Genomic DNA, 24,646 nt, shown 5'->3' on the forward strand with positions numbered 1-24,646 from the left:
TACATGAAGCAATTGCAAGGAGACGAATCGGTACAGAGTTTCATTTTCAGGGTGTTAATGTTAAACGGCGAAAGTGACTTCGCTGGTGTGTTAAATAGAATGGGAGAGTGGCGAGCCTTCCCTTTTGTTGCGACGATGCATTCTCATCTGTTCAGGCATTATGATCCAGAATATCTACTTAGTGTTTTACAAAGGTCAGCCATAGCAAACCCTGTCGCGGGAATGTTTTCGAACCCTTTATCACACTTTGAGTTAGTGCCAACTGTATTTAGAAATGGTGTTGAAAATTACAGTCAACAAACTCAAAATAATTTTCTCAAAGTTAACTTCTGTGTTGATTGCATCGCAGATGACCTCAAGAATTGTGGGTTTGGTTTCTTCCGAGCAGAGTGGTTAAACCAAAAATATTGCCACCATCATAAAAAAGCTCTTTTCAACTTAACAGGCAAAAGTCAAAGCGTTGCCGCATCTAATATCCAAAAAGCTCTGCGTGGTGAAATTCCGACTAAATGTGAGCAGTATGATTGTTATGGTGATCAAACTTCGTTGGGTACTGATGTTGTTGAAAATGATGTCAAGTTCGCTCCATGTCTTCAAAAAAGGCTACTTCATTGGTTGAGAAAAAATTGTATGCAATTAGAAGGAGAAACGAATGACACAGAAAGAATAACCTCGATCTTGATGAAAAAGACCGGCATGTATGCTCAAGTTGATGAAGTCCAATTAGAAAACGTTTGTAATATCGTTAAAGATAATCATCCTAATGTATTTAAAGCCTTTGTTAATGAGCAATCTGAAGAGATATATACTTCATTTAAATTTGATAGCCATTTATTTAAGAATAAGTTAAAGGTTATAAAAGAACGAAATTGTTCAATCTGCAAGCTGCATCGAGAAGGTTATCAATGTTCAGAAAGTAAGATCATCAGTGTGGCAATGAAAGAGACAAACTATAAGCTTCTTCATGAAAATCCTTGTGATTATTACTTAACAAACAAGAGACCATACTGGAATGATTACCCATTAGGTGGAAGCAACGCTATAAAAGACGATGTATGGAGTGTATTTAACAAGATAAAAGAAGTTAATTAGACGCTATCACTTTTTCGAGTCGTTTGAGTATGGTTCAGTTCGATCATTGTAGCTAACTGCGACACTCGATGGACTGCGTACTCCTGCCACACTTTGTGCAACGTTAACATCATATGTTTGAAGAACGTGTGTAATTAGCCCCCTGCGGCCACTATTTGATGTCGCACTTGAAACACCAGCCCAATCTCGAAGTATCAGAGCCATATGCTCTTGAAGCGTATTTGGTGAATAAGAACCGCCTTTTTGGGTCACGAAAAGTGGATCTGTTGACTTTAAAAATGGCTGATTAATTAGTCTCATCTCAACGTATGTCTTTAATGCGTTTACGAGAGGTTCTTCAATAAGAGGAAGCAGCCTTGGTGTCGTAGAATTTTGATTCTTTGTTGGATAGAAATCGATAGGGTTGATCTTTTTATCTGCCTTGACCAATGATACAACTTTTTCTAATGCATTTTCGAACTCACTAACGGTGAAGGTCAAATTCTTTTTAACATATTTACTTCGCGATCGATTTTTTGGCGTTTCTCTGGGAGCAATATAAACCTCTTTTCGCAAAGTGAACGATTGCCTAGCCTCCCTGTCATTTCCCTCTAGCATAGAAACATCATCTATTGTTAATGCAGCCAGTTCCTGAGCTTTTAAACCTAAATGCCTACTCATCTTCATAATTGCTGTATTTTTTTCAGCATGCCTATTGTTCATGATCACACTAAAAACCTTCTCCCACTCTTTAGATGTGAGGATACTTGCTCTGCCTTTTATAGCCATTTAATAAATTTCATCCATCACGGGCAAGCCATTTTATTAGTGATAATTTTTAATATGATAAGAAACAACTCATTTATCATAATAAAGCTGCTTCGGTAACTCAAGTATGCATGTCGTGCCTCAAAAAAAGATGGGTATTTGATCATTCAGCAATACTTTGCTAAAGGTGCTGCTATCTCTAACTTCAAAGCACGAACCTATTCAATTTGGTACTTATAGACGTACTAAAAAGCGCCATGCTTTAAAAACTAACAGGTCGTTCTAGGCAGTAAACTGCCGTTGTGGTTTTTACTAACGACTTCGATTATGACCGTTAAAGATACAGTCGGAAACGATGACTTCTACAACAAATTTATAAAAAAGTGCACATACGATCACCAATCTTGACTGACACGTTTTGTCATTTTCATATCGTCCTTCAAACTTAATCTAACTGGCAAAAATTCCGTATTACGGCCATACCCTTCCTTATTGATAAATAAAAAAATCAGTTGCGTAGGCCTTCAAATTTTAATTTTGTTGTACAAAAAATAGGAATAATAGCGGCTTCCACTTGTCTGCTGTGAACCTGATACACTGAATTTTCTAATCACTGCTCTAAACAAAAATTATGTTTAAGTTGAGAGTCAAAAAGGTTTTTTCTTCGTTTCACTTATTGTCTCAATAATATACTCGACACCTACTTCTGCGTCTTCGGGGATAGATTCAAAGCCAACAAAGAACAGAGCAACGCCAAATTGATGTCTTCTAGGTCGTCCTGCATTGCCTATCACCCTTCTGTAGTTTGCTATCTTCTGGTCAATTATCGCTCCATCTTCAGTTAGAATAGAAACGAGTATATGCCCGTCCGGTAAGCCAAAAATATTGGGCGCGTTCAACCGGCCAGAAACACGCCATCCATTCTCAGTCGCGGATACCCAAACGCTGGTGATCCGCCATTTTTCATTCGGCACATTCTTCACCTCTATCAGTCTTGCTGGCGAAGCGCATCCCGTTATAAAAGGGTCAGTAGAGCCAAAATGGCTAGTCGTAATATAGTGTATTTGGTAAACATAAAGTCTATACCTCATGTTGAATTGCGTTGTGTTTTTTAAAGATAAAGAGCACCGTATCTTCTGCGATACGGTGCCTAACAATCACACTTTGGTTGATTTCGAATGCATCATCCGATACAAAATAGGCAAAACGACCAATGTTAGAATGGTGGACGAGATGATCCCGCCAATCACCACCGTTGCAAGCGGTCTTTGCACTTCAGCGCCAGTTCCGACATTCAGTGCCATGGGGATGAAACCTAAGCTTGCTACCAGTGCTGTCATCAAAACCGGACGCAATCTTGTGATAGCTCCGTCAACGATTGAGTTAATCAAGTCACCTGTTTCTAGTACTCGCTGTTTAATAAATGACAACATCACTAAGCCGTTTAGTACCGCAATACCAGAGAGCGCAATAAACCCGACTCCGGCAGATATCGACAGTGGCATATCACGCATCCAGAGCGCAAAAACACCTCCTGTTAAGGCCAATGGCACACCGGTGAAGATGATCAAGGCATCACGAAATGAGCCAAACACAACCACTAGTAACACAAGTATCAGAAAAAGCGTGGCAGGCACCACGATAGACAGTCGCTGACTGGCACTTTCAAGCTGCTCAAACGTGCCGCCATAATCCAGCCAGTAGCCTGCTGGCAGTGAAACCTGTTCGGTTATTTTGATTTTGGCTTCGTCAACAAAACTCCCTAAGTCGCGTTCTCTGACATTGGCGGTAACCACGACTCTGCGCTTACCGTTTTCTCGACTGATTTGATTGGGAACAGACGAGTAACCCAGCGTAGCGACTTCTGATAACGGCACAAATTCCCCATCGGATGTAATGATAGGAGTGCTGCCAATGGCATCTAAATCTGTGCGGATACCTTCATCAAATCGCACAAGTAACTCGAATCGTCTATCTCCCTCAAAAATTAAGCCAGCGGTATTACCCCCGATAGCTGACGCCAACCACTCCTGCAAATCGGCGACGTCCAATCCATAACGTGCCAACTCGACAGGCTTAGGGTTGATAGTGAAGATAGGGATATCATCGACCTGCTCAAGTCGTGCATCCGCCACGCCGTCTATTGATTGCAAAACCGTTAAGATGTCGTTTGCAGAGGCAACAAGCGTGGTTAAATCATCTCCGAAGACTTTTATACCAAGGTCAGCCCTTACTCCACTTATCAACTCGTTAAAGCGCATTTGGATAGGTTGGGTAAACTCATAGTTATTGCCTGTCACCGCTTGTAAGTCTCGCTCAAGGGTTTCCACGAATTCAGCTTTTGATAGGTCAGGATCAGGCCATTGCGCTCGTGGTTTTAGCATCACAAAGGTATCGGTTACGTTGGGCGGCATCGCATCGGTAGCTACTTCTGCGGTACCGGTTTTCGCAAATACTGTGAGTACCTGTTCGTATTCCATCAAGGTAGATTCAAGGTTTTTTTGCATTGCGACGGCTTGTTCGATACCTGTGCCCGGTATTCGCATGGCGTGCAGTGCGATGTCTCCTTCGTCAAGCTGGGGAACAAACTCAGAGCCTAGTCGCGTTGCTAACCATAAGCTGCCTACTACTAGCACGACTGAGCCGACAAGCACTATCCAGCGTAATTTCAGTGCAAGGTGAATGATGGGGCGATAGGCGGATTTGGCTGCAACAATAATGAAGCTTTCTTTTTCACTGACTTTACCGCCCATAAACATCGCGACTGCCGCTGGTACAATAGTAATAGAGAACAGCATCGCTGCTATGAGCGCCATGATGACCGTTGCCGCCATTGGCTGAAACATCTTGCCCTCAACGCCTGTCAATGAGAACAGCGGGATATACACCACAGTGATAATCAATACACCAAACAAGCTAGGACGAATGACTTCGTTGGTCGCTTGAAAAACCAGTTCTAGCCGCTCTTTTAGTGGCAAGACTCCACCTGTGCGTTTCTGAGACTCGGCTAACCGCCTGATACAGTTCTCTACGATGATCACCGCACCATCGACAATTAATCCAAAATCCAAAGCCCCAAGGCTCATCAGATTGGCAGACACACCGGTATTAACCATCCCTGTGATGGTCGCCAACATCGCTAGCGGAATAACTGCCGCAGTGATGAGCGCGGCGCGAATATTGCCAAGCAATATAAACAAGATCACTATGACTAATAACGCCCCTTCTACTAAATTCTTCTGAACCGTGTCGATAGCTTTATCGACCAGTAGGGTACGGTCGTAGACTGGCTCAATGACAATACCATCAGGTAAGCTGGATTGAATGTCCTTCACCTTTTTGGCAACGGATTGGGCAACGGCTCGTGAGTTTTCGCCGACTAACATCATTGCGGTACCTAAAACGGTCTCTTCACCCTCCTGTGTTGCTGCACCCGTTCTCAGCTCTTTACCAATAGCTACACTGCCAATGTCTTTCACAGCAATGGGAACAGTATTAATGCGTTTTATTACCACATTTTCTATATCGCTAAGTGTCTGTAGTTGACCTTGTGAGCGCACCAGTATTTGTTGCCCATTTCGCTCAACAAACCCCGCCCCCTGATTCGTGTTGTTTCGCTCCAGCGCACGATGGATATCACTTAGACTAATGTCAAAATTCAACATCTTCTGTGGTTCAGGATTCACATGATATTGTTTTACGTACCCACCAATGGCGTTGACTTCAGTGATCCCCTTAACCAGTGCGAGCTGCGGTTTTACGATCCAGTCGTGTATCTCGCGAAGCGCCATTGCATCGTACGGCTCACCGTTTTTTTGCATGGCATTTTGCTTGGCTCGCAAGGTATACATATAGATTTCGCCCAACCCAGTAGCGATAGGTCCCATTTCAGGCTCTAACCCTTCAGGTAGCTGACTTTTGATTGCACCTAATCGGGTATTGATAAGATTACGCGCAAAATACAGATCAGTACCTTCATCAAATACCGCTGTTACCTGAGATAGCCCGTAGCGAGATAAAGAGCGGGTGTAGGACAGATCAGGCAATCCCGCCAGTGCTGTTTCTACTACGAATGTGATCCGCTGCTCGGTTTCCAAAGGCGAATAGCCCGATGCTTGTGTATTGATTTGCACTTGCACGTTGGTGATATCGGGTACTGCATCAATAGGTAATTTTTGATAACTGAATATCCCCATGCCCAACACAAGGAAGATCAACATCAGCATTAAACCTCGTCGCTCTATGGACAAACGTAAAATGGATTCAATCATGTGTTCGTCCCCCAATAACAGAGACGCCTGACCAAGTAGATAGCATTGAGTTATTAATGATCATGACCGGCCTCCGACTTTTCTAAATCGGCTTTAAACAAGTAGCTGTTCTGACTGACAATCACATCTGCAATGTGCAGACCTGATAACACTTCAATATTGTGGTTATCTTGTTGACCTAAGGTAACGGGCACGGGACGGTATTCGTCACCTTCTTTGACAAACACAACAGAAGCCCCCTCAAACTCTTGAATCGACGTTTTAGGCACCATCATGGCGACATCAAGGGTGTTGATTGTGACAAGGCCTTTGATAGCTGCGCCAACCGGCCACTGACCTGAGGTGTTAGCTATTTTGGCATACGCCAAGACATAAGGCTTTTCATCGGGTGAGGGTAAGATATGTTGGATAGTGGTGTCTAACGCTGCCCCTGACAGGCTAAGCTGAGCGGGTTGCTGCTCTGCTATATCTGATAGCTGTTGTGGGAAAATTTTAAGCTGTGCCCACACGTCATCATAGTTTGCGATTGAAAATAACACTTGGCCATTTGATAACTCACCTTCATTGGCATGTCTGGCAATCACGGTGCCTGAAAACGGCGCGGCAACAGGATAGCTTTTCAGGCTTTCATTAGATTCAACGACTGCCAGTGTCTCGCCTTTTTTAACTTTGTTACCTAAATTTGCATTGACCTTGGTCACCATACCGTCGAATCGTGCACGCACATGACTCAGTGAAGCAGGGTCGGTCACGATATTTCCGTAGACAGTGGTGGTGATATTGAGACTACCCGTTTGCACACTTTGCGTCATTACGCCCATTTTTTGCGCCATGCTATCTGCCATGAATACGCGTTCATCCTTATGGGCTTCCTCTTTACCATGTTCGCCTTCTGATGCTTGAATTGTGGTGCTTGAAAACAATCCCAACGCACTGCAAACAATGAAAACTAACAGAGTGTTTTGCTTCTTAATTAATATATTTTTGTTCATTTTGTTTTTCTCGAAAAAGAGCTGTTGATCGTATCCACAAGAGGCTGTGCAGTCAGTGATTCGATATCTGCACCACGCTGATGAGCTTGCTTCGCTGATTGAATTAAGGCTTGTTTGGCATTGAGTAGTTCTTGACGTGTACTCACCCATTCAAGGTAGCTGAATCGACCGTTGATATAGGCTTGTTCTACTAATTCCAGCGCTTGAACTAAGGGTGGGATAATAGAGTTTTGCAGTGTCTGTACATTGAGCAGCGCATTGTTTCTGACCATCAAGGCCATATTTAGCTGATGGTATAGGCTTTGCGTCGCTGACTCTTTTTGTTGTTCCAGTTGTGTCTGAATTGCCCGCTGCTTTTCGTACTCGCCAAGATTTCGGTCACCGGCAAACAGTGGCATACTCACGCCTGCTACAAAGGCTGTTTCATCTATGCCATTCATGCGCCTGATACCGGCCGTCCAGCTTAAATCCGATTGATTAGCTGCTTGAGTAAGACGGACTTGGGATGCCTGCAATCTCGATGCTTGTGCATAGATCTCAAGATTGGGACTGTCCATTAAGGTGGTAAAAAGCGCGGTTAACGAAGGAGACGATTGCAGCACAAATAAGTCACCCTCCACATCAGTAAAAGAGGGATCTTTTTCCCCCCACATAATAGCCAGACTATTTATCATGGCTTGCTTAGTTTGCTGTGCCGTAACCACATCCAGTCTAGCTCTTGCTAAAGCTGCTTCAGCGCGTTTCTGTTCAAATGCAGGGGAAGCACCTGCATCCACGCGTTTTGTGACTGCTTGATAGGTATATCGAGCAAGTGTTTCTGCATCTTTTTGCGCGTCAATTAACGCTTGTTGCGCCAGTACATCGATGTAGCGACGTGTCACTTCAGCCAGTACATCTAAGGTGTGCACTTGTTTTTGCGCTTCGACTAAGGTGGATTGCGCCTTAGCAAACGCCTTACGTGAGTGGAGTTTATTGCCCAATTCAATGACCGACGACAATGTGAGAGTCAGCTCGGTGTCCTTAATGCCAGAGACCTCGCCTGTTCCTAAGAAGTTTTCCACTTCAATGCCTACGTTGAGGGCTGGTTTGAGAGAAGCAGTTTTAATTTCTCCCTCAATTGCTTGTTGCTTGTAAGTGAACTCATGCAATTCGGGCGAATTTGCTAATGTTCGCTGTATGGCGCTTTGCAAGGTCATTTCGCGATTGGTGATACTGTTTGTTTGTGCTACTACCACGGTGTGTGTTGTCAAAAGGACAAGCATCGTGGAAATCACCCAGGCGTGCACACGCACAGGGCGACTCAATGAAAAATGCATCATTGTTTTATTCCTAAATTATCAAAAATATATATCGCCAAGCAGTTGGCGAACGGTGTTTGATTAGTTCAGGGTTATGCTTTAGGTGGGCGTAGTAATTGCGTGACCGGTGCATCTATTACTTTTGATAAGTAATAGAAACCGTGATGGGTGGCAACAGAAGCAAGTTCAATTGCGGTGTTATTTCCAAGCCATTGGGCATGGGTTCCATGACAGTGACCACAATGGTGGCAATCAGCAGGATTGTGAGAAACATCTACGGGGGCGTTATCAGTATCGGGATGTTCGATAGATTTTAGTTGCACCTGCGGCTTTTCAGAAGCGATATTATCGCCTAACTGATGCTCGTGTATTTCGTTGAGATGTTGCGAGTCGATAGCATGAAAATCCAAGGACTTGGCGACAGCAGAAAACGACTGAAACAAAATCAGCGAAATCAACAGGTAGCTTGTCACCCTTACGCTAAACATATCTATCTACTCTCATCTTTTTCATATTAACAGGTAATCGAACTAAGACCAATCGACCAACCGAAACAAAGTATTTCAATCATTACATTACTCATCACGACAATCTTCATTGGCAAATTCAATTTCAATGGTAGTGTGCACAAAATCAAACTCATCAAGACCTTGGCGAAGTTCGCCTTTAAGTGATCTCAATTGAGAAACCGAAACATCTTGTTTCAACTCCACATGTGCCGTCATGACGCTATGTTCACCGTCCAAAGACCAGATATGAAAATGATGTATATCTGCCACATCATCGTTTGACATGAGCACTTTACGCACTTCCTCCATCTGCTTAGCATCGGGCGTGGCTTGCAAGAATAACAATAAGGTTTCTTTTAGATTTCTGACAACATTGAATAAAATGAATAATGTGAAGCCAATAGATAAAATGGGATCTAAAATTGGCCATGGCTTAAACATCAGCACAATCGATACGATCAGCACTGCCACCCAACCCAATACATCTTCAAGTAAATGCCAGTTTAAGATACGCTCGTTTAAGGAACTCCCTTCGCTAAGTTTATACGCAGCAAATCCATTAACGGCGATGCCAAAAATTGACAGGAGTAACATGCCTTCGACTTGCGGCATTTCGGGTGCAGAAAGTCTTGGGATAGCTTCGAATAAGATCCATATTGAGCCAGTCGTTAACACTAACCCGTTGATCAATGCACCAAGAAGTGAAAAGCGTTTATAGCCATAGGAAAATGTATTGGTTGCTTCTTTATCACTGAGTTTATTTAAGCCCCACGCGGTGCCAATGGATAAACTATCGCCCAAATCATGCACTGCGTCGGCCATAATAGCCGTGCTGTTTGTCAGCCACCCGCCGATAAATTCAATGATAGTGAACACGACATTCAAGAAAAATGCCCAGCCAATACGTTTTGATGCGCTGTTATCACTGTGACTGTGGTTATGATTATGCATGGTTGATTTTGTCCAATATCGCTTGATTTTCAGCACTGATTGGCAGTCGCTTAAAGGGGCTAATGTCAGTGCCACCTGTATTCCCTTTGGGTACAAGGCCGATAGCTGTTTTGGTTGCAGCACCAACTATTCTTATTACTTGTCCAAAAACGGCTCTCCAATCTTTATTTAGAAGACCATGTCGCAGCATTTTACAATGAATTAAACAATGATAATAAGTAGAGTGCTGCCCAATTACATGCGCATCCTCCAGCGCTGCAAATGCCTGCCTCTCATTATTGTTAGACATTGCATCTGAGTAATCTGTTAATTTGGAATCGATATGTGGCTTAACGGCTTTATTGAATGTCATAGTGAATCATCCCCTTTACCTTTAGCTAGTTTATTATTAAGTACTTCCTGCTTGGCGTCTTTCAGGATCATCCACGCTCCGCGCAGCACGACAATCGACACAATACATCCGATAACCAAATCCGGTACTCTGCTATCAAGCCATACCACTAAAACTCCGGCGATGATGACACCCATGTTGGCGATGACATCGTTGGCCGAAAAAATCCAGCTGGCTCGCATATGTACTTCGTCGTTTTTATGATTACGAATAATCATCAAGCAAGCGACGTTTGCAATTAGTGCAATGAACCCCATCCCTATCATTAATGATGAGATAGGCTCACTGCCCAAGAATAACCTTCTGGTAATATCAATGAGAATAATTACGCCCAACAATAGCTGAAAGTAACCACTGATTTGCGCAGCTTTGGCTTTGTGAAGTATAGATTTGCCCACAGCATAAATACCTATGCCGTATACAACCGCATCCGCTAGCATGTCCATAGAGTCTGCGATTAAAGCAGTAGAGTCAGCCAAAATACCCACGGTCATCTCAACGAAAAACATCGTCGCATTGATGCCGAGCAGCCAATACAGCACCCGTTTTTGTGATGCATCTTTGATTTCCACTTCACAGCCGCAACCACTCATTGTTCAACTCTTATTCCCAAAACTATAGGTACAGTGTAAAGTCTATACCTAGTATAGAGTCAACAACACAAAGGCACGTTTATGAAAATAGGTGAGCTATCAAAAAAAAGTGGGTGTTCTATTCAGACGATCCGTTTTTATGAAAAACAGGGTTTGTTTGAGGCTTGCAATCGCAGTGAAGGTAACTACAGAATTTACGACGCCTCATCGTTGAGAGCACTGCGATTCATTAAACAATGTCGCTCATTAGATTTGACCATAATAGAAATTAAACAGCTGTTGGATACAAAAAATAATCCCGATAAAAGTTGTTCTAGTGTGAACAATTTGATCCTTCAACATATGGTTGACGTTACACATCGCATTGCAGAGCTTGAGGAGCTAAAGCTTACCCTATCTGAGATGGCCTCGGCATGCACAGATGATAGAAAAGTTAAAGAATGTGGAGTATTGCAGTTGCTTGAAGAGTGAAACTCATATCTGCAAGTCTTGTAGTTTTACGTTTGCCTACGTTTTCATAAGGATATAGATTTGATAACTCGAAAGGCCGTCTCTATTCAGATTTTAGAGGATTCAACAATTGAAAATAGAAAAGGTAACCGCTACTTCGTTTTCTGCCTTAATTCTACATATGGCAAGTACCCATCAACATCGCACCATCATTTGAGTGTTAACTTACTCAGCATTTCCGATTGCCAGAAGTAATTAAGCGACGACCCATTCGCTCAATCGATATTGAGTTAACGAAAATAGCTATGACTGACGGTAATTGCCACAAACTCTCCATGCAATTTGAAGGTGTATGGCTCATTCTGCCGTAAACTTGTCATTCTCAAATTGGGTACTTTAACTCTCGTTAGGATTATACTTTTTTGAAGCTCTGAAGCAGTATTTATTAAAACAGGTTAACATTGGCTTTGGAAGTCTTTGAAATATCAATGGAGGATTCATGAAGAAAGAAATTCCAGCACCAATAATTGCTGTGCTTTCGGATAATTTGCACAATATCGAATCTCACGCGAGTTTAAACAATCTGTTCATGCATGCGGACGCGCCTGGCGACCCACCAGAAGGCTCAAAGCCTGTTAAGGTGCAGCAGTGGTTGCGACGTATAAATAAAGAGTCTAACTATCCTTTGATCATTCTGGGTAAGCTGATTGAACCGTACATTGAGTTGCTAGACGACGAAGATACGGATCAAGTATCTTGGGGTGTAAATGTTAGCGACCAAAAACAAGATCTCAAGGTAAAGCTTCGCAATACACTTGAGCGTTGTAACTTAACTTACCTTAGCGGCGGCATTATTTCTGATGGAAGCTCGGCACCAAGTCGATCATTATCAGATTTAATAAAAGGGAGAGATCTTCCTTCAATAGAGGCAGAGTTTGATCGAGCATTGTCAAAAGTAAATTCAGAACCAAGGGAAGCGGTTTCTGCGGCATGCAATATTCTTGAGTCCATTTTTAAAGTGTATATTACTGATGAAGGTCTACCTAAACCGCAAAAGCAAGATCTTCAAAACGTCTGGAAGGTCGTCAGGGCTGACTTGGGCTTCGATACAAAACTTGTCCAAGATGATGATCTCAAAAGAGTACTTTCCGGCATTTTATCTATCGTGGATGGCATTGGAGCTTTTAGAACTCATGCCAGTTCAGCCCATGGAGAAGGTAGAAGAGTTTATAAACTGAAACCTCGCCATGCACGTCTTGCAATACATTCTGCTCACACCATTGCCTTGTTCGTTCTTGAATCCTGGGATGATAAGCGTGAGCGTTAAATGTCAATTAACCACATTGTGGCGCAATCTTCCTATTAAATATGGCAGTTAGAATTATTCTTTGATATTTTGTCAATCATTTATTTTAAATTGCATAAAATACAATGGTTTACGTTATTTTATTGTTGACCGTTTAGCTACGATAAATTAATATTTGGCTACAAAACGCTCTTTGAAAAAACGTGGACTTACATTGCTAACTTTCTAATGTATGCATCAAGTCTGGCTACTTAAGTTCGATTCAGCTTAGTGGAAGAAAGTTAGACGGGAGAAGTCATGAGGCACAATGTAAGTCTTAAAATGGCATTAAAAAATATCAGTAACTGGATAGCAGATAAATCTCTTTACTACAGCCCAGAACACAGGAAATATTTATACGGATTCTATGCCGGTCTAGGGAATTTTGACTTATTTGAGTTGCCAAGCGAATATCAATGCTTGATTTCGAATAGCAATCTTAGGGATGGTAACTTACACGCTGTTGTCTTATCAATATTACCTATTAAACACACCACTACAGATGAGATAAAGCCTTATGAAACGTATATCCGTTGCGTTGTTAGCGCAAAACTATATGGATATCAGCATACCCCCTCTTTACTGTCTGCAATCCGATTTGCCTCTTTGCATCATGCAAGCCAGAAACGCAAGAGTACTGGCGAACCTTATCTAAACCACTTAATTGAAGTGACGCAAATCCTTCAGTTTTACGAATCAAGTAGCAATGAAAATACGCTAATAGCAGCAGTTTTACATGACATCTTGGAAGACACTGAGGTTACCAGTATTGGTGTTAACTATTTATTTGGGGATGAAGTTTCAAAGATAGTGTTAGAACTGACGTGTGATTCAGCAACCAATTCTGATGATAAAAAAATAGCACTACTAAATCAGGTTGCAACAGGTAGTAATGAAGCGCGAATAATCAAATTAGCAGACATAATATCCAATGTATCCTCGATTCCTACCTTATGGGCGCTTGACCGCAAGATAGGTTATATAGACTGGTGCAATAAAGTTGCCAAGGTATGTGCCTCATCATCTGAACGGTTATATGAATATTTTAAGTTGCAATTACAATCAGTAGAACAAAGTCCCGCAATACAAACGTTTCGTGATAATTAAATCATGTAGGCTGGAATTCCCCGACTTACATTGTCCGTTCCACATAAAATTTTTGTAAGTTTTTTGTCATGCTAGTTTATCTACCAATCTTACCCATTGCTTTCATGTAATCGTCTAATCCACCAATAGAGTCAATTATCCTGAATGGGTTACTTTGAGCAGCAACTTCTTCATGAGCTTCAGTTATACTGCACCAAGGGCAGAGGGGGGTGTCATTGATTAATGGTTCTGAACAAGACTGACAAGTTTGGTTAGTCGCGACAATTCGGTTATTTTCAAAAATGAAAGTATCGTTGCATTCATTATTCATATACGGTTTAGGATAACTTTTTCCTTTGAATAGTTGGTACCAGTCAAAACCATTTTCATCAGCTAGACTGAGACTGGACTCAATAGACTCTTGAGGAAAATTTGTACCAACGATGATTGAAGTAACAAATTCGGTGGGTATGAAAAGAATACTATTGCCAGCCACATTTTCAGTGATTTTCTTCATATCTACAAAACGACATTCACGCTCATAACTCCATTCATCATATTTGGAAAAATATGATTCTGTAAAAACAAACTGCTGAAGATCATATGAATATCTAGGCTTCAACAGAACCGCAGCTCTTTGAAGAATATTTTTTAAGTTTTCATGAGGGGCTTTGCGGTAACTAACATCCCAAATTGGGTTTCCCTCAAAGTGCTTTATCAGACCATCTAAATCAAATTCGAGAACAAAGCCTGAATGGTTGTTTGCATAATGTGCCCACATTGGTGAGACGACCGGTGATTTAGAAAAACATGTCGTCGGGTTTTGTGGGATCCCTCCAACAATATCTTTATAGAAAGCTAACTGTTCAGAGGGAGTGTTTAAATCCATTCCCAAAAATAGTTCGAATGGGTCGTTGTAGTCGCATGGTAAAGAGCACTTTACCCCACAGTATTCTTCTCTGCTGAAAACTAAATTAATGACATCATGACTGAAGTACTTGTATATTTTCCCCATAAACCGACTACCTTAAATAAAATTAGCTTTTTTTGAATATTATTTATCTAGTGCAAAGCATCAGTTAACTTACGTAACAATAATGTACGCACCGTTTGTCAACCCTAGACTAATTTCTAATGTGTTCAAACCTATTTGTCAGTTTACTGAGTAATGCAGAGTTAAAAACATTATCATGCTCGTACAGGAAAGAATTTAAAATAAAGAAGATGATTGAAACAGCATTCTAAGTAAATATAGCGGACAAACTTTGTTATTACAAAAAGCACTTAAGCGTTAAACTTTTTTATTACAATATTAATTTAAACGCCAAACTTTATTATAATATTATGGGCATTAAGAGTCAGACTTTTTTATAACAACACAAAATCATATTCCAAGATCCACTGAATGCGTTTGTGCAAATCTAATTGGCTTTATCTGCAACCTTAAATGGTTGGTTAATTAGGGTTTTTTCAAATTCAGGTTTGGCGACAGGTTTACTGTATACATAGCCTTGAATGTAGTCACAGTCAAAATCTCTTAATATTTTAACTTGGCGTTCATCTTCAACCCCTTCAGCGACGACCTCAATTTGCATCTTTTTACATAGCTCTATAACACTTTGAACCATCTCACTTACGTCTGAATTTATCCCCAAATCGTCAATTAGAATTTTGTCTAGTTTGAGCACATCAACAGGTAATTTTGTTAAGTAGGCAAACGAAGTATAGCCAGAGCCAAAATCGTCAATTGCGATATTTACCCCTAGTTTTTTTAATTTCCAAAGTATTTCGCTGGTTTGCGTTAAATCATCGATAATACATCCTTCAGTGATTTCAAGTTCCAAGCTAGCAGGGTTCAATCCGGTCTTGCCTAGCAAATATGTTAACTCTTCTACTAATCTATTGTTCTGAAGTTGGCGGGGAGATACATTGATCGCTAATTTGATATTATTGCCATATTGTTTTTGCAGGCCAATCAACTGATTGATGCTGTTTTTTAATAGCCAACTTCCGATTTTTTCAATTTGACCATCTAGCTCGCTAAGGCTAATAAACTCAACCGGAGACACCCAGCCTAAAGATGAGTGCTGCCAGCGCATTAATACTTCAGCCGTTTCGACCATGCCATCAGATAACCGTACTTTCGGCTGAAAATACAAACTGAACTGGTCACTATTTATTGCTTGTTGGATACTATTTTGAATGGTTTTTTTACGCTTCTTTTTCGCCACATAAATGGCATCTAATTTCACTACACATGGTTTTTGACCGTGATGTTTGCTCTCGTGGAAGTCTTGCTCCGGAAGATTTCTGATGGAGTGCAATAACTGTTGCGTATCCATATCAGAGAAGGGGGCTAAAGCATAAGATAAATTGCACTGTAGTTTAGGAATATTAAGGTCATTTTGAGAACAAGCCGACAAAGCTCCACTCAATAAAGTTATTTTGTTATGCAGTTCAGTATCGCACTCGGACTCGGGAATAATAATCAGCACTTGGTCGACATCTACTTCAAATATCTCACAGTTATTTGGTAAACAGGCCTGTATATTATTAATTACCGACTCTAAGCCTAAAAGTTGTTGTTCTCCTCTTTTAGCCCAATATTGGTCATGCAAGGAAATATCAGAAATAATCACCGAAGCTAGCGCAAATTGGGCTTCTTGATCGAGTAAAAACTTAATGGTGCTATCTAATCTTATACGATCTGGTTTGATGTATTGTGCGTTTAGTTTCTCTTTAGACATTTTAAGCAAACGCTGATGGTATTCTTTAAACGCTTGTTCAACATTCTCTATTAGCAACTGATTATTCCAAGGTTTGGTTAGGAATTTATAAGCCGCTCCAGAGTTCATTACATCTACAGCAGCATCAAAGTCTGCATAGCCAGTTAAAATCATCGAAATGATGTTGGGAAAACATTGTTTGATATTTTTAACCAAGGTACCGCCATCAATATCCGGCATCCGAAAGTCAGACAAAACCACTTGAAAATCATGTTGAGTGAGTAACTCTAAACCTTCTTTGGCGCTGGTGGCGGTGAAGACCTGGTACTTTGTGCGTCTAAACGTGCGGCTAATGGCTTTTAGGTTACTCTCTTCGTCGTCTATAACAAGAAGATTGCAAAGCTCCGCAGGCGTTTCTGAAAGGTATCTTTGAAGTGCTGTAGACATAATAGTTGGCCCTAAATAACGGTTAAAAGGTATATTTTGTTTCTAATCTGAATCGCACACTTTGCTCGGGTGTCCCCACTAAGCGTTGCGTCCGAGATATACGACCACCTACCCATAAATTTTTACTTACCTTATGGCGTATACGTAAATCCCAACCCTTAAAGTTGCTTGTAGCAAAACGACTTGACGCGTTTTGTGCAAACTCTGTTACCACTGAAAACCGTTCAACGTGTAAATATCTTAGTTGGGTTAAATAGTTTCCATTAGTTTTCAAATCACCCTGTTTTAACTCAATGGCATAACTCAATTTTTGCTTAGAAAACGCGTCTCCAAGTTCTATTGGCGTGTCTTTAATCGACCAGCCAATATCGGTTCCTAACTGCCAATTCCCTTGTTTTATTTTCATCGATAAACGTACAAATTGATTATCGAATAGTGTGTCTTTTTTGGCATACAACGCACCTGTCTGGCCACGATAATCGACAAACCATGGAGATACAGTTAATTTCCCTAAATCAGTTGAAAATACGCTCTGATATTGAAAAATAGACATGTGGCCAACGGTGCCACTTGCGCCATCGAGAGGTTTGAAGCTAGTGAATTTCAAATTCTGCCCAGCTCCAAGGTCATAATCTAAATGAACACCAATAGGATTTAAGTGCCTGTCCCAAAACAGATCGGTAACTTGATTGGTTTTCCAAGGAATTTTCCCTGCAAACATGGTTAGACTGTCAAACTTTGCCTTCGCAAAAGCGCGTGATATGTAAATGTCTTTGTCGCCAGCGGGTTGGTCGGTGATTTGATATAACGTAAAGGCCGGAACATTCTGCTTGTTTTTTAATCCTGTGCGCGCTTGTGCCGTAAATGACCACACATCATTCAATTGACTAGTGACGCCAATCGCAGCAATTACTCTTACTCTTTTACGTGGTGTTAAATTAATTTGGTCCGTTTCATTTTCGTATCTGAGCAATACGCTGCCATCAAGCTCTGTTTCTGTTGCTTGCACGCTTTGTATGCTCAGCACACAGACAGCGATTAGTACATGCAATTTATTCATTATATACGTTACCTCTGAGGACCTAAATTCTCTGCGTTGTGCAAAGCTAAATTAACTATATTCATATCAGTGACGTAAATGTAGCAAATGTCACAAATGTCGTGTATTATACTTTAGTCATGTATGTCTTGTTTGTCTTATGTGATATAACTATAAAACTAATTCAGGAAAAGCGTTTATGACGAAAGTTAAATCTCTTACTACAGGTGACATTGCTGAATATTGCGATGTCAATTTACGTACGGTGATACGTTGGATAGATAAGGGAAGTTTGAAAGGTTATAAGTTACCGGGAAGAGGCAACAATAGGGTGACAGTGGATAATTTTGTACTCTTTTTAAGAGAAAACAATATGCCAGTGCCACCAGGACTTTTACCCAATAACAAAACCGTTCTGATTGTTGACGATGATAAAGATATGGGCAATGCGATAAAACGCGTACTCAAAAAAGCGGGTTTTGAGTGTGATACCGCCACTAATGGTTTTTTAGCGGGCAGTAAACTGATGCAACACAAACCTAGCATGATGACGCTTGATCTGACCATGCCTGGTTTAAATGGTTTCGAGCTTTTGAAGCATTTACGCGCAGAAGAACAGTTTCGTGATTTGAAAATATTGGTGATATCAGCATTGAATCAAGACAGCCTTGATGAAGCCCTTGCATTAGGTGCTAACGCAGTACTTTCCAAGCCATTCGAAAACGATGAATTATTGAAATTAGTAAACGAAATGACCCAGTAGTGATATTCAAAAGTGAGGTGTTCTAATGTATAAGTTATTATTTTTTATAGGTTTTTTTATTGGTTTTCCAAGTGCTGTAATTGCACAACAGAGCACCCTAACCTTCGCCGTGGTACCGCAGCAGTCGGCCAAACGCTTAGCAACTTTATGGACTCCTATACTGCAACATATTAACGACCAAACCGATCTCAATATTGTATTCACTACGGCAAAAGATATTCCTACCTTTGAAAAACGTCTTGAATCCGGTGAATACGATATCGCCTATATGAATCCTTATCACTATGTTGTTTATAACCAAAGCTCTGGTTACAACGCCTTAGCGAAACAAAGCAATAAAACCATCCAAGGCGTCCTAGTTGCTCATGCTGATGGTAAGGTTAAGAATATCCAAGATCTGGCAGGTAGCCAATTAGCTTTCCCGGCTCCAGCAGCATTCGCCGCAAGTTTATTGCCGCAAGCAGAGCTTAATAATCTAGGTTTGGAATATACTCCCAAGTACGTGGGCTCCCATGACTCAGTTTATCTGAATGTGTCTAGAGGTTTTTTTCCAGCTGGCGGCGGGATTCAACGCACACTTAACAACATGGACGAAAATACTCAATCTACCCTAGTAACTATCTGGAAGAGTGCTAGATACACTTGCCATGCTATTGCCACCCATCCAAACGTGGATGCAGCCACAAGAGATAAGATTCTAGCCGTTCTCTTGAACATGAATAACAGTGAACAGGGAAAGGCGTTACTAAAAAGTATTAATTTCAATGGTTTTGATGGCGCACAAAATAGTGATTGGGATGATGTAAGAGCACTTAATATCGATGCGCTAATGACTAGCAAACCAGCAACAGCTTTGGCTAATTAATGAATCTTTCCTTACGCAATAAAACGATAGTAAGCATTGCGGCCATCGAGGCTGTGTTATTGATTGCTTTGATATTTACTGCCGTCAATTTTATGCGTAATACTTTAAATGATAATTTAGCGACCCGTTCATCAACTGTTACCTCGCTGTTCGCAAGTACTATAAAACACGCAGTGTTAACCTATGACCTCGCATCTTTAGAGACCTATAGCGCCGAATTATTGGAAAATCCAGATATCCTTTATGTAAGGGTCATAAACAGTGAAAACCAAGTTTTGGCCCAAGCTGGTGATACACAGTTGCTATCTCGTGAGTTTGTCGAAGATGCACAAGTCAAAGACGTAAATGATGGTGTGTTTGATAGTTTTGCCGCAATCACTGAATCTGAGCACATTTATGGTCGCGTCGAGCTTGGCTTAGATAATTCTAATATTCGCACCTCAGTAGACATGATTAAAAATTGGACTACTGGTATCGCCATCGTAGAAATGGCGCTAGTGGCTTTGTTTTCCTTTGTATTGGGAAACTATTTAACCAAACAATTGGCAACTCTACGAACTGCTGCACGAGAAATTTCAACCAATATAGAAAGTGGCTCTTTTAATCAGGCTCAATTACCAGTGAATGGCAATGACGAATTAGCCGAAGTCACTCGCGCTTTCAATAAACTCGCGACTACCTTGGAATATGAGAATGCACGCACTGAAGCTTACCAGCAGGAGCTTGAACTGCTTAATAGCACATTGGAGCAAAAAGTAGAGCAACGCACTACCTTATTAAACCAACGAAATCATCAACTGGAACAGATAAATCAGGAGCTACATGCCACGCAGAAACAGCTGACGCAATCTGCAAAAATGGCTTCCATCGGACAACTTGCTGCAGGCGTAGCCCATGAAATTAATAATCCCATTGGTTTTGTTAAAAGTAATTTAAGTTCCCTTCAACAATATGTTGATGTCTATCGTCAAATCAGTACACAAGTGGCAACTGTTTTTGCGAACGATACATCCCAATCTGTAGAGCCCTCTAAACAAAAATTAATTGATATTGTAAATAATGAAGATTTAGATTTTATCAATGAAGATGCGAAAGACATTCTTAGCGAGTCTGTTGATGGTTTAGATAGGATCACCAATATCGTCAAAGATCTAAAACAATTTTCTCGGGCAGACACAGAGGAAAAGAGTTGGTTAGATATTAACGATTGTATCGAGACCACCCTTAAAATGGTCGGCAATGAGCTTAAATATCATTGTGAAATTCATAAAGATCTCGGCGAGTTACCCAAGATAAAGATGAATTTTGGAAAAATTAGCCAGGTACTCACCAATTTATTAATCAATGCAGGGCAGGCGATAGGTGAGAAAGGACAAATCACTATTTCCACTAAAGTACAAAACCAAGATGTTGTTATATCGGTTAAAGACAATGGATCTGGTATCGCGCCTGATAACTTAAGTAAGTTGTTTGATCCGTTTTTCAGTACTAAAGATGTGGGCAAGGGAACAGGTTTAGGTTTGTCTATTTCCTACGGCATTATTCAAGAACACGGTGGTGAAATTAGCGTAACCAGTAAACTGAACAAAGGCAGTTGTTTTACCGTAACCCTGCCGATTCAAAACGATAGCGAAGATCTCAAGAGCAACCATAATGAGTGAAAAAAATGTTGAAACAGAAATACCAATGACAGTCCTTTGCGTTGATGATGAAGTAAATATTCTTAAGTCAATGAAGCGCTTGCTGCATAGACAAAACTATCAGTTGCTACTTGCTGAAAGTGGCACTCAAGCACTAGAGATAATGGAACAAAATAAGATCGACCTCGTTATATCAGATATGAAAATGCCGGGCATGTCTGGTGCACAGTTATTGGAAAAAGTAGCAATAACAGAACCGGATTGTCATCGCATTCTACTAACCGGTTATTCCGATATGGAATCAACCATAGATGCGGTAAACAAAGGCAAGATCCACCGCTATTTACAAAAACCTTGGAATAACGAAGAGGTTATTCAAACTATCGAAGAAGGCTTGGAAAAAGTCAGATTAAAGAATGAAAATAGTCATTTACAGAAGTTAGTAAAAAAACAAAACTCGCTGCTTAAAAAGCTCAATCAAAACTTAGAAGACAAAGTTAAGTTGCGTACTAAACAAATACACGTAGCGATGCAGCGAATTGAGCATAACAACAGTGCCACCCAAAAAGTACTATACAATTTAATCAGTATTAACCCTAACTTAAACGGTGGTTTTGCGAATAGTGTTAGCTTACTTGCCAAACGCATAGCGGAAAAATTATCATTACCCAAACAACAGATTAATACCATATCTTATGCCGCATTGCTGTGTGAAATTGGCTTATTAGGGCTAGATACAGCCCTATATAGCAAACCCTTCAAAGAGCTCAATTACAACCAGCAGCAGGAATACCTAGAACAAATTAAAGTGGCTCAGTTGGTACTTGCTCCTGCAACCCATCTACAAGATGTAGCAGATATAATTACCTGCCAATTTGAAACATTGAACGGTTCTGGTCCCAAGAAATTAGTGGATGCACAAATCCCTTTAGGCGCAAAAATCTTGGCGGTAGCCAGAGACTATTGGCGTTATAAGATGGGCCGCATCAATCCAGTAAAATTGGACGATACTACTTTTCCGATCGAAATGACTAAACTGAAAGGGACTCATTACGATCCGCAAATACTGGATATTTTGTTGGATAACGAAGATATTGTTTCAGATGAGTTTGTCGAAAACGTTATTACTACTCAGGAGCTCGAGCCTGGGATGACATTGAAGTACAACATTTTGAATGACAAACATATTCTGGTGTTGCCAGAAGGACATGTTTTTAATCAAGCGACGATTTTGAAGCTAACCCAATTTGAAAAAAGCCAAGCCAAACCGATCTCATTGATTGTAGAAGATGATAGGGTTGAGGCTTAGTTAATCACTGGAAACGTGATATTGAAGGTGGTGCCCACATTTAACTCAGAATCAACAGTAACCTGTGCGCCGTGAGCTTCTAAAATTGCATAAGATACGGATAGCCCTAAGCCGGTGCCCACACCTACAGGTTTAGTGGTGAAAAAAGGCGTAAATAGTTGATTTACCGTTTCCTCATCCATACCGCTGCCAGTGTCTTTGATGCGGATTACCACAGCGTCGTTGATTTTGGTGTAGTCAATTGTGAGTAAACCGCCGTCCTCCATTGCGTGAGCAGCGTTGACAAATAAATTCACAAAAACTTGCTGCAATTGGCCGGAGTTACCTAAAATCAAAGGGCAATCAGTAGACATGTGATTATCAATTTTGTGCTGGTATTTAAACATATTTCCAGCAATTTTAAGAGCGGATTGAATACAGTCGTTTAACGATGTCTCAACTAAAGCTTCATCTCCTGAGTGAGAAAACCCTTTCAAGTTATCGACGATTTCTTTCACTCTGTCTAAGCCTTCAATATTTGATTGTAGTAGATCTTCGGAGTCTTCTTCGATGTAGTCTAGGTCAACCTTTTTACATATGTCTTCAAACCGAGAAATATCCAATGTTTTGTTTTTTTCGAAGCTGGCTTGCATCTGCGTATTGAGTTGTTTGTAATCATTTAAGTAATCTTGCAGCACTTCTAAATTTGAGCGTATAAAAGCGATAGGGTTATTAATTTCGTGGGCTACGCCAGCGGCTAACTGCCCTAAAGATGCCATTTTTTCTGACTGAATAAGTTGACGGCGAGCTTTTTCGAGCTTACTTAAGGAATCTTGCAACTGCACGTTACGTTTCAATATCCGAATATCCGTTAAGCGTCTTCGAATACCGCTGACTAAGTGCTCTTTTGAGGTGTTTAATACCGGTAGAAAATCTTCCGCAATGCCTTCATCTTCGCTTAAAAACGCTAACCACCCCACTTTAGAGCCAGACCAAGCAAAGTTCGTATAGAAAATTGAATTGATAGGTCGGTTTTGGTCAAGCTCGCTGTTGTCAACTAGTGAAACCAACCATGAGTCCATAATTGTTGACTCACAAAGGGGTAATAAAGAAACTGCTAATTCTTTAGCTTTGCTGTTTTCCTGCCAACCTTGTTCTAACGACCATACTTTTTTGTTCTTGTCAGATAGGTCTTGGCCATTTTCGCTAATAATTAAAAGTCCATAACTTGCGGAACAAAATTCACCTGTCAACATCACGATATTGGATATCATGTCGTTGAGCGGTATTTCAGATGCTACATCGCTGGAGGTGCGCGCTAGATACTCCAATTCCAGTTGCTTTTGTTTAGAGTCGGCCAGAGCGCCCTTCAACGACTGATTGGCTTCGTATATGTCCAAAGAGTATTTTTCTAGCTGGTTCTCAGCTAATTGCCGTGCCTTTTTTTCTCTCAAGGCCTTGCGTTCAAGAACGGAAACTCTTTTTTCCAATTCTTCTTTGGATAGTGTCAAACTTTCACCACCTCTAACACGCAGCGTTGATCACCTTGATGTTCACATTCTGTTTGTGAGACCGCAATTTTTTGTCCAGTGTGTTCCGCTAGGCCGTACACAATGCCTTCACAGAAATAACATAACTTGCGCGGAGACTGGTAGTGAAAGGATAGGGTAGTCGGTGTTTCAGATAGAAATTCAAACTCAGGTAATAAGGCATCTGGATTGAGTTTTTTGACTTCTACGTGGATAAAGTCTTGCACCGCGTGTAAAAATTCAAAAACGTCTTTAAAATCATGAGCACCAGCTGGCGCGGCGTTAAATAATTCCTTGAAAACCCATTTTCCGAATGCGAATTGAGCGTCTTTAGCTGAGATGTTTTGTTTTTCTACCACAAGTCCAACTAGGGTAAATAACTCCTGATCGTCATAAGTGCCTACTGTTGTATAAATGCCTTCACTTGGTAAATTCGCTTCATCCAGTAAGGTGTCCCAAAACTCCTCACCCCACAGCTCTTCGATAAACTCATTAAACTTTACAAAAACAATACCTTTCACGGCCATTCCTTCTATCTATCAAATTTAAGCATGTCTTTATTAAACATAGGCGTATCAAAGCTAGATTGAAAACCTTTTCCACTTTTATATCAATGCTGCTTTA

The 24,646-nt window shown here is 40.9% G+C and carries 22 protein-coding genes; 8 read left to right on the top strand and 14 right to left on the bottom strand.

The features are described from left to right. Nucleotides 1-3 precede the first annotated feature (3 nt). Nucleotides 4-1,092, top strand: coding sequence for a TniQ family protein (locus KO530_RS16010; protein WP_216049466.1), 1,089 nt, complete (start codon nt 4-6; stop codon nt 1,090-1,092). Between the two features lie 6 nt (nt 1,093-1,098). On the opposite strand, the gene KO530_RS16015 is transcribed toward KO530_RS16010, so the two are convergent. From KO530_RS16015 to KO530_RS16055, 9 genes are all read right to left on the bottom strand, one after another. Continuing rightward, nucleotides 1,099-1,860, bottom strand: a complete 762-nt coding sequence (locus KO530_RS16015) for a hypothetical protein (RefSeq protein ID WP_216049467.1) — start codon at nt 1,858-1,860, stop codon at nt 1,099-1,101. A gap of 626 nt (nt 1,861-2,486) precedes the next feature. Further along, nucleotides 2,487-2,930, bottom strand: coding sequence for a hypothetical protein (locus KO530_RS16020; protein ID WP_216049468.1), 444 nt, complete (start codon nt 2,928-2,930; stop codon nt 2,487-2,489). Nucleotides 2,931-2,996: 66 nt separating this feature from the next. Further along, entirely contained in the window at nt 2,997-6,110 is a 3,114-nt protein-coding gene (locus tag KO530_RS16025) for an efflux RND transporter permease subunit (RefSeq protein ID WP_216049469.1), read from the bottom strand. A gap of 53 nt (nt 6,111-6,163) precedes the next feature. Continuing rightward, nucleotides 6,164-7,102, bottom strand: coding sequence for an efflux RND transporter periplasmic adaptor subunit (locus KO530_RS16030; protein ID WP_216049470.1), 939 nt, complete (start codon nt 7,100-7,102; stop codon nt 6,164-6,166). Continuing rightward, nucleotides 7,099-8,421 (bottom strand): TolC family protein, encoded by a 1,323-nt coding sequence (locus KO530_RS16035; RefSeq protein ID WP_216049471.1) that lies wholly within the window; start codon nt 8,419-8,421, stop codon nt 7,099-7,101. The genes KO530_RS16030 and KO530_RS16035 overlap by 4 nt, the downstream gene beginning before the upstream one ends. A gap of 71 nt (nt 8,422-8,492) precedes the next feature. Further along, nucleotides 8,493-8,888 (bottom strand): hypothetical protein, encoded by a 396-nt coding sequence (locus KO530_RS16040; RefSeq protein WP_216049472.1) that lies wholly within the window; start codon nt 8,886-8,888, stop codon nt 8,493-8,495. Between the two features lie 87 nt (nt 8,889-8,975). After that, nucleotides 8,976-9,860 carry a cation diffusion facilitator family transporter gene (locus tag KO530_RS16045; RefSeq protein ID WP_216049473.1) on the bottom strand — a complete coding sequence of 295 codons (885 nt, stop codon included), beginning with the start codon at nt 9,858-9,860 and terminating at the stop codon, nt 8,976-8,978. Then, nucleotides 9,853-10,212, bottom strand: coding sequence for a DUF3703 domain-containing protein (locus KO530_RS16050; protein ID WP_216049474.1), 360 nt, complete (start codon nt 10,210-10,212; stop codon nt 9,853-9,855). The genes KO530_RS16045 and KO530_RS16050 overlap by 8 nt, the downstream gene beginning before the upstream one ends. After that, on the bottom strand, nt 10,209-10,844 hold the full coding sequence (locus KO530_RS16055; protein WP_216049475.1) for a cation transporter: 636 nt from the start codon (nt 10,842-10,844) through the stop codon (nt 10,209-10,211). Before KO530_RS16055 ends, KO530_RS16050 begins: the two co-directional genes overlap by 4 nt. A gap of 81 nt (nt 10,845-10,925) precedes the next feature. Between KO530_RS16055 and cadR the strand changes: the two genes are divergently transcribed. The 3 genes from cadR to KO530_RS16070 all read left to right on the top strand — a co-directional run bounded on the left by cadR (nt 10,926) and on the right by KO530_RS16070 (nt 13,746). Then, a complete protein-coding gene (gene cadR / locus KO530_RS16060) occupies nt 10,926-11,315 on the top strand; it encodes a Cd(II)/Pb(II)-responsive transcriptional regulator (RefSeq protein ID WP_216049476.1) in 390 nt (129 codons plus the stop codon). A 478-nt stretch (nt 11,316-11,793) separates the two neighbouring features. Next, nucleotides 11,794-12,621, top strand: coding sequence for an abortive infection family protein (locus KO530_RS16065; protein WP_216049477.1), 828 nt, complete (start codon nt 11,794-11,796; stop codon nt 12,619-12,621). A 276-nt stretch (nt 12,622-12,897) separates the two neighbouring features. Further along, nucleotides 12,898-13,746 carry an HD domain-containing protein gene (locus tag KO530_RS16070; protein ID WP_006993274.1) on the top strand — a complete coding sequence of 283 codons (849 nt, stop codon included), beginning with the start codon at nt 12,898-12,900 and terminating at the stop codon, nt 13,744-13,746. A gap of 76 nt (nt 13,747-13,822) precedes the next feature. On the opposite strand, the gene KO530_RS16075 is transcribed toward KO530_RS16070, so the two are convergent. From KO530_RS16075 to KO530_RS16085, 3 genes are all read right to left on the bottom strand, one after another. Then, on the bottom strand, nt 13,823-14,740 hold the full coding sequence (locus KO530_RS16075) for a DUF2971 domain-containing protein (RefSeq protein ID WP_006993275.1): 918 nt from the start codon (nt 14,738-14,740) through the stop codon (nt 13,823-13,825). A 406-nt stretch (nt 14,741-15,146) separates the two neighbouring features. Further along, complete coding sequence (locus KO530_RS16080; protein WP_216049478.1) at nt 15,147-16,898, bottom strand: EAL domain-containing response regulator; 1,752 nt, start codon at nt 16,896-16,898, stop codon at nt 15,147-15,149. 22 nt (nt 16,899-16,920) lie between these two features. Beyond that, nucleotides 16,921-17,958, bottom strand: coding sequence for a putative porin (locus KO530_RS16085; RefSeq protein ID WP_216049479.1), 1,038 nt, complete (start codon nt 17,956-17,958; stop codon nt 16,921-16,923). Between the two features lie 178 nt (nt 17,959-18,136). Between KO530_RS16085 and KO530_RS16090 the strand changes: the two genes are divergently transcribed. The 4 genes from KO530_RS16090 to KO530_RS16105 are packed head-to-tail and all read left to right on the top strand — an operon-like array spanning nt 18,137 to nt 22,514. Next, nucleotides 18,137-18,700, top strand: coding sequence for a response regulator (locus tag KO530_RS16090; protein ID WP_216049480.1), 564 nt, complete (start codon nt 18,137-18,139; stop codon nt 18,698-18,700). A gap of 25 nt (nt 18,701-18,725) precedes the next feature. Then, entirely contained in the window at nt 18,726-19,565 is an 840-nt protein-coding gene (locus tag KO530_RS16095) for a phosphate/phosphite/phosphonate ABC transporter substrate-binding protein (RefSeq protein WP_216049481.1), read from the top strand. After that, on the top strand, nt 19,565-21,226 hold the full coding sequence (locus tag KO530_RS16100) for an ATP-binding protein (protein WP_216049482.1): 1,662 nt from the start codon (nt 19,565-19,567) through the stop codon (nt 21,224-21,226). The genes KO530_RS16095 and KO530_RS16100 overlap by 1 nt, the downstream gene beginning before the upstream one ends. Continuing rightward, nucleotides 21,219-22,514, top strand: coding sequence for a response regulator (locus tag KO530_RS16105; protein ID WP_216049483.1), 1,296 nt, complete (start codon nt 21,219-21,221; stop codon nt 22,512-22,514). Before KO530_RS16100 ends, KO530_RS16105 begins: the two co-directional genes overlap by 8 nt. On the opposite strand, the gene KO530_RS16110 is transcribed toward KO530_RS16105, so the two are convergent. Then, nucleotides 22,511-24,004, bottom strand: a complete 1,494-nt coding sequence (locus KO530_RS16110) for a sensor histidine kinase (protein WP_216049484.1) — start codon at nt 24,002-24,004, stop codon at nt 22,511-22,513. The two genes, KO530_RS16105 and KO530_RS16110, sit on opposite strands and share 4 nt — an antisense overlap. After that, the gene (locus KO530_RS16115; RefSeq protein ID WP_252729327.1) at nt 24,001-24,549 is read right to left on the bottom strand and encodes a heme NO-binding domain-containing protein; all 549 of its coding nucleotides are present in this window, start codon (nt 24,547-24,549) and stop codon (nt 24,001-24,003) included. Before KO530_RS16115 ends, KO530_RS16110 begins: the two co-directional genes overlap by 4 nt. Nucleotides 24,550-24,646: the final 97 nt, after the last annotated feature.

It is taken from the genome of Aliiglaciecola lipolytica (assembly GCF_018860635.1).
In the GTDB taxonomy this organism is placed as follows: domain Bacteria; phylum Pseudomonadota; class Gammaproteobacteria; order Enterobacterales; family Alteromonadaceae; genus Aliiglaciecola; species Aliiglaciecola lipolytica_A.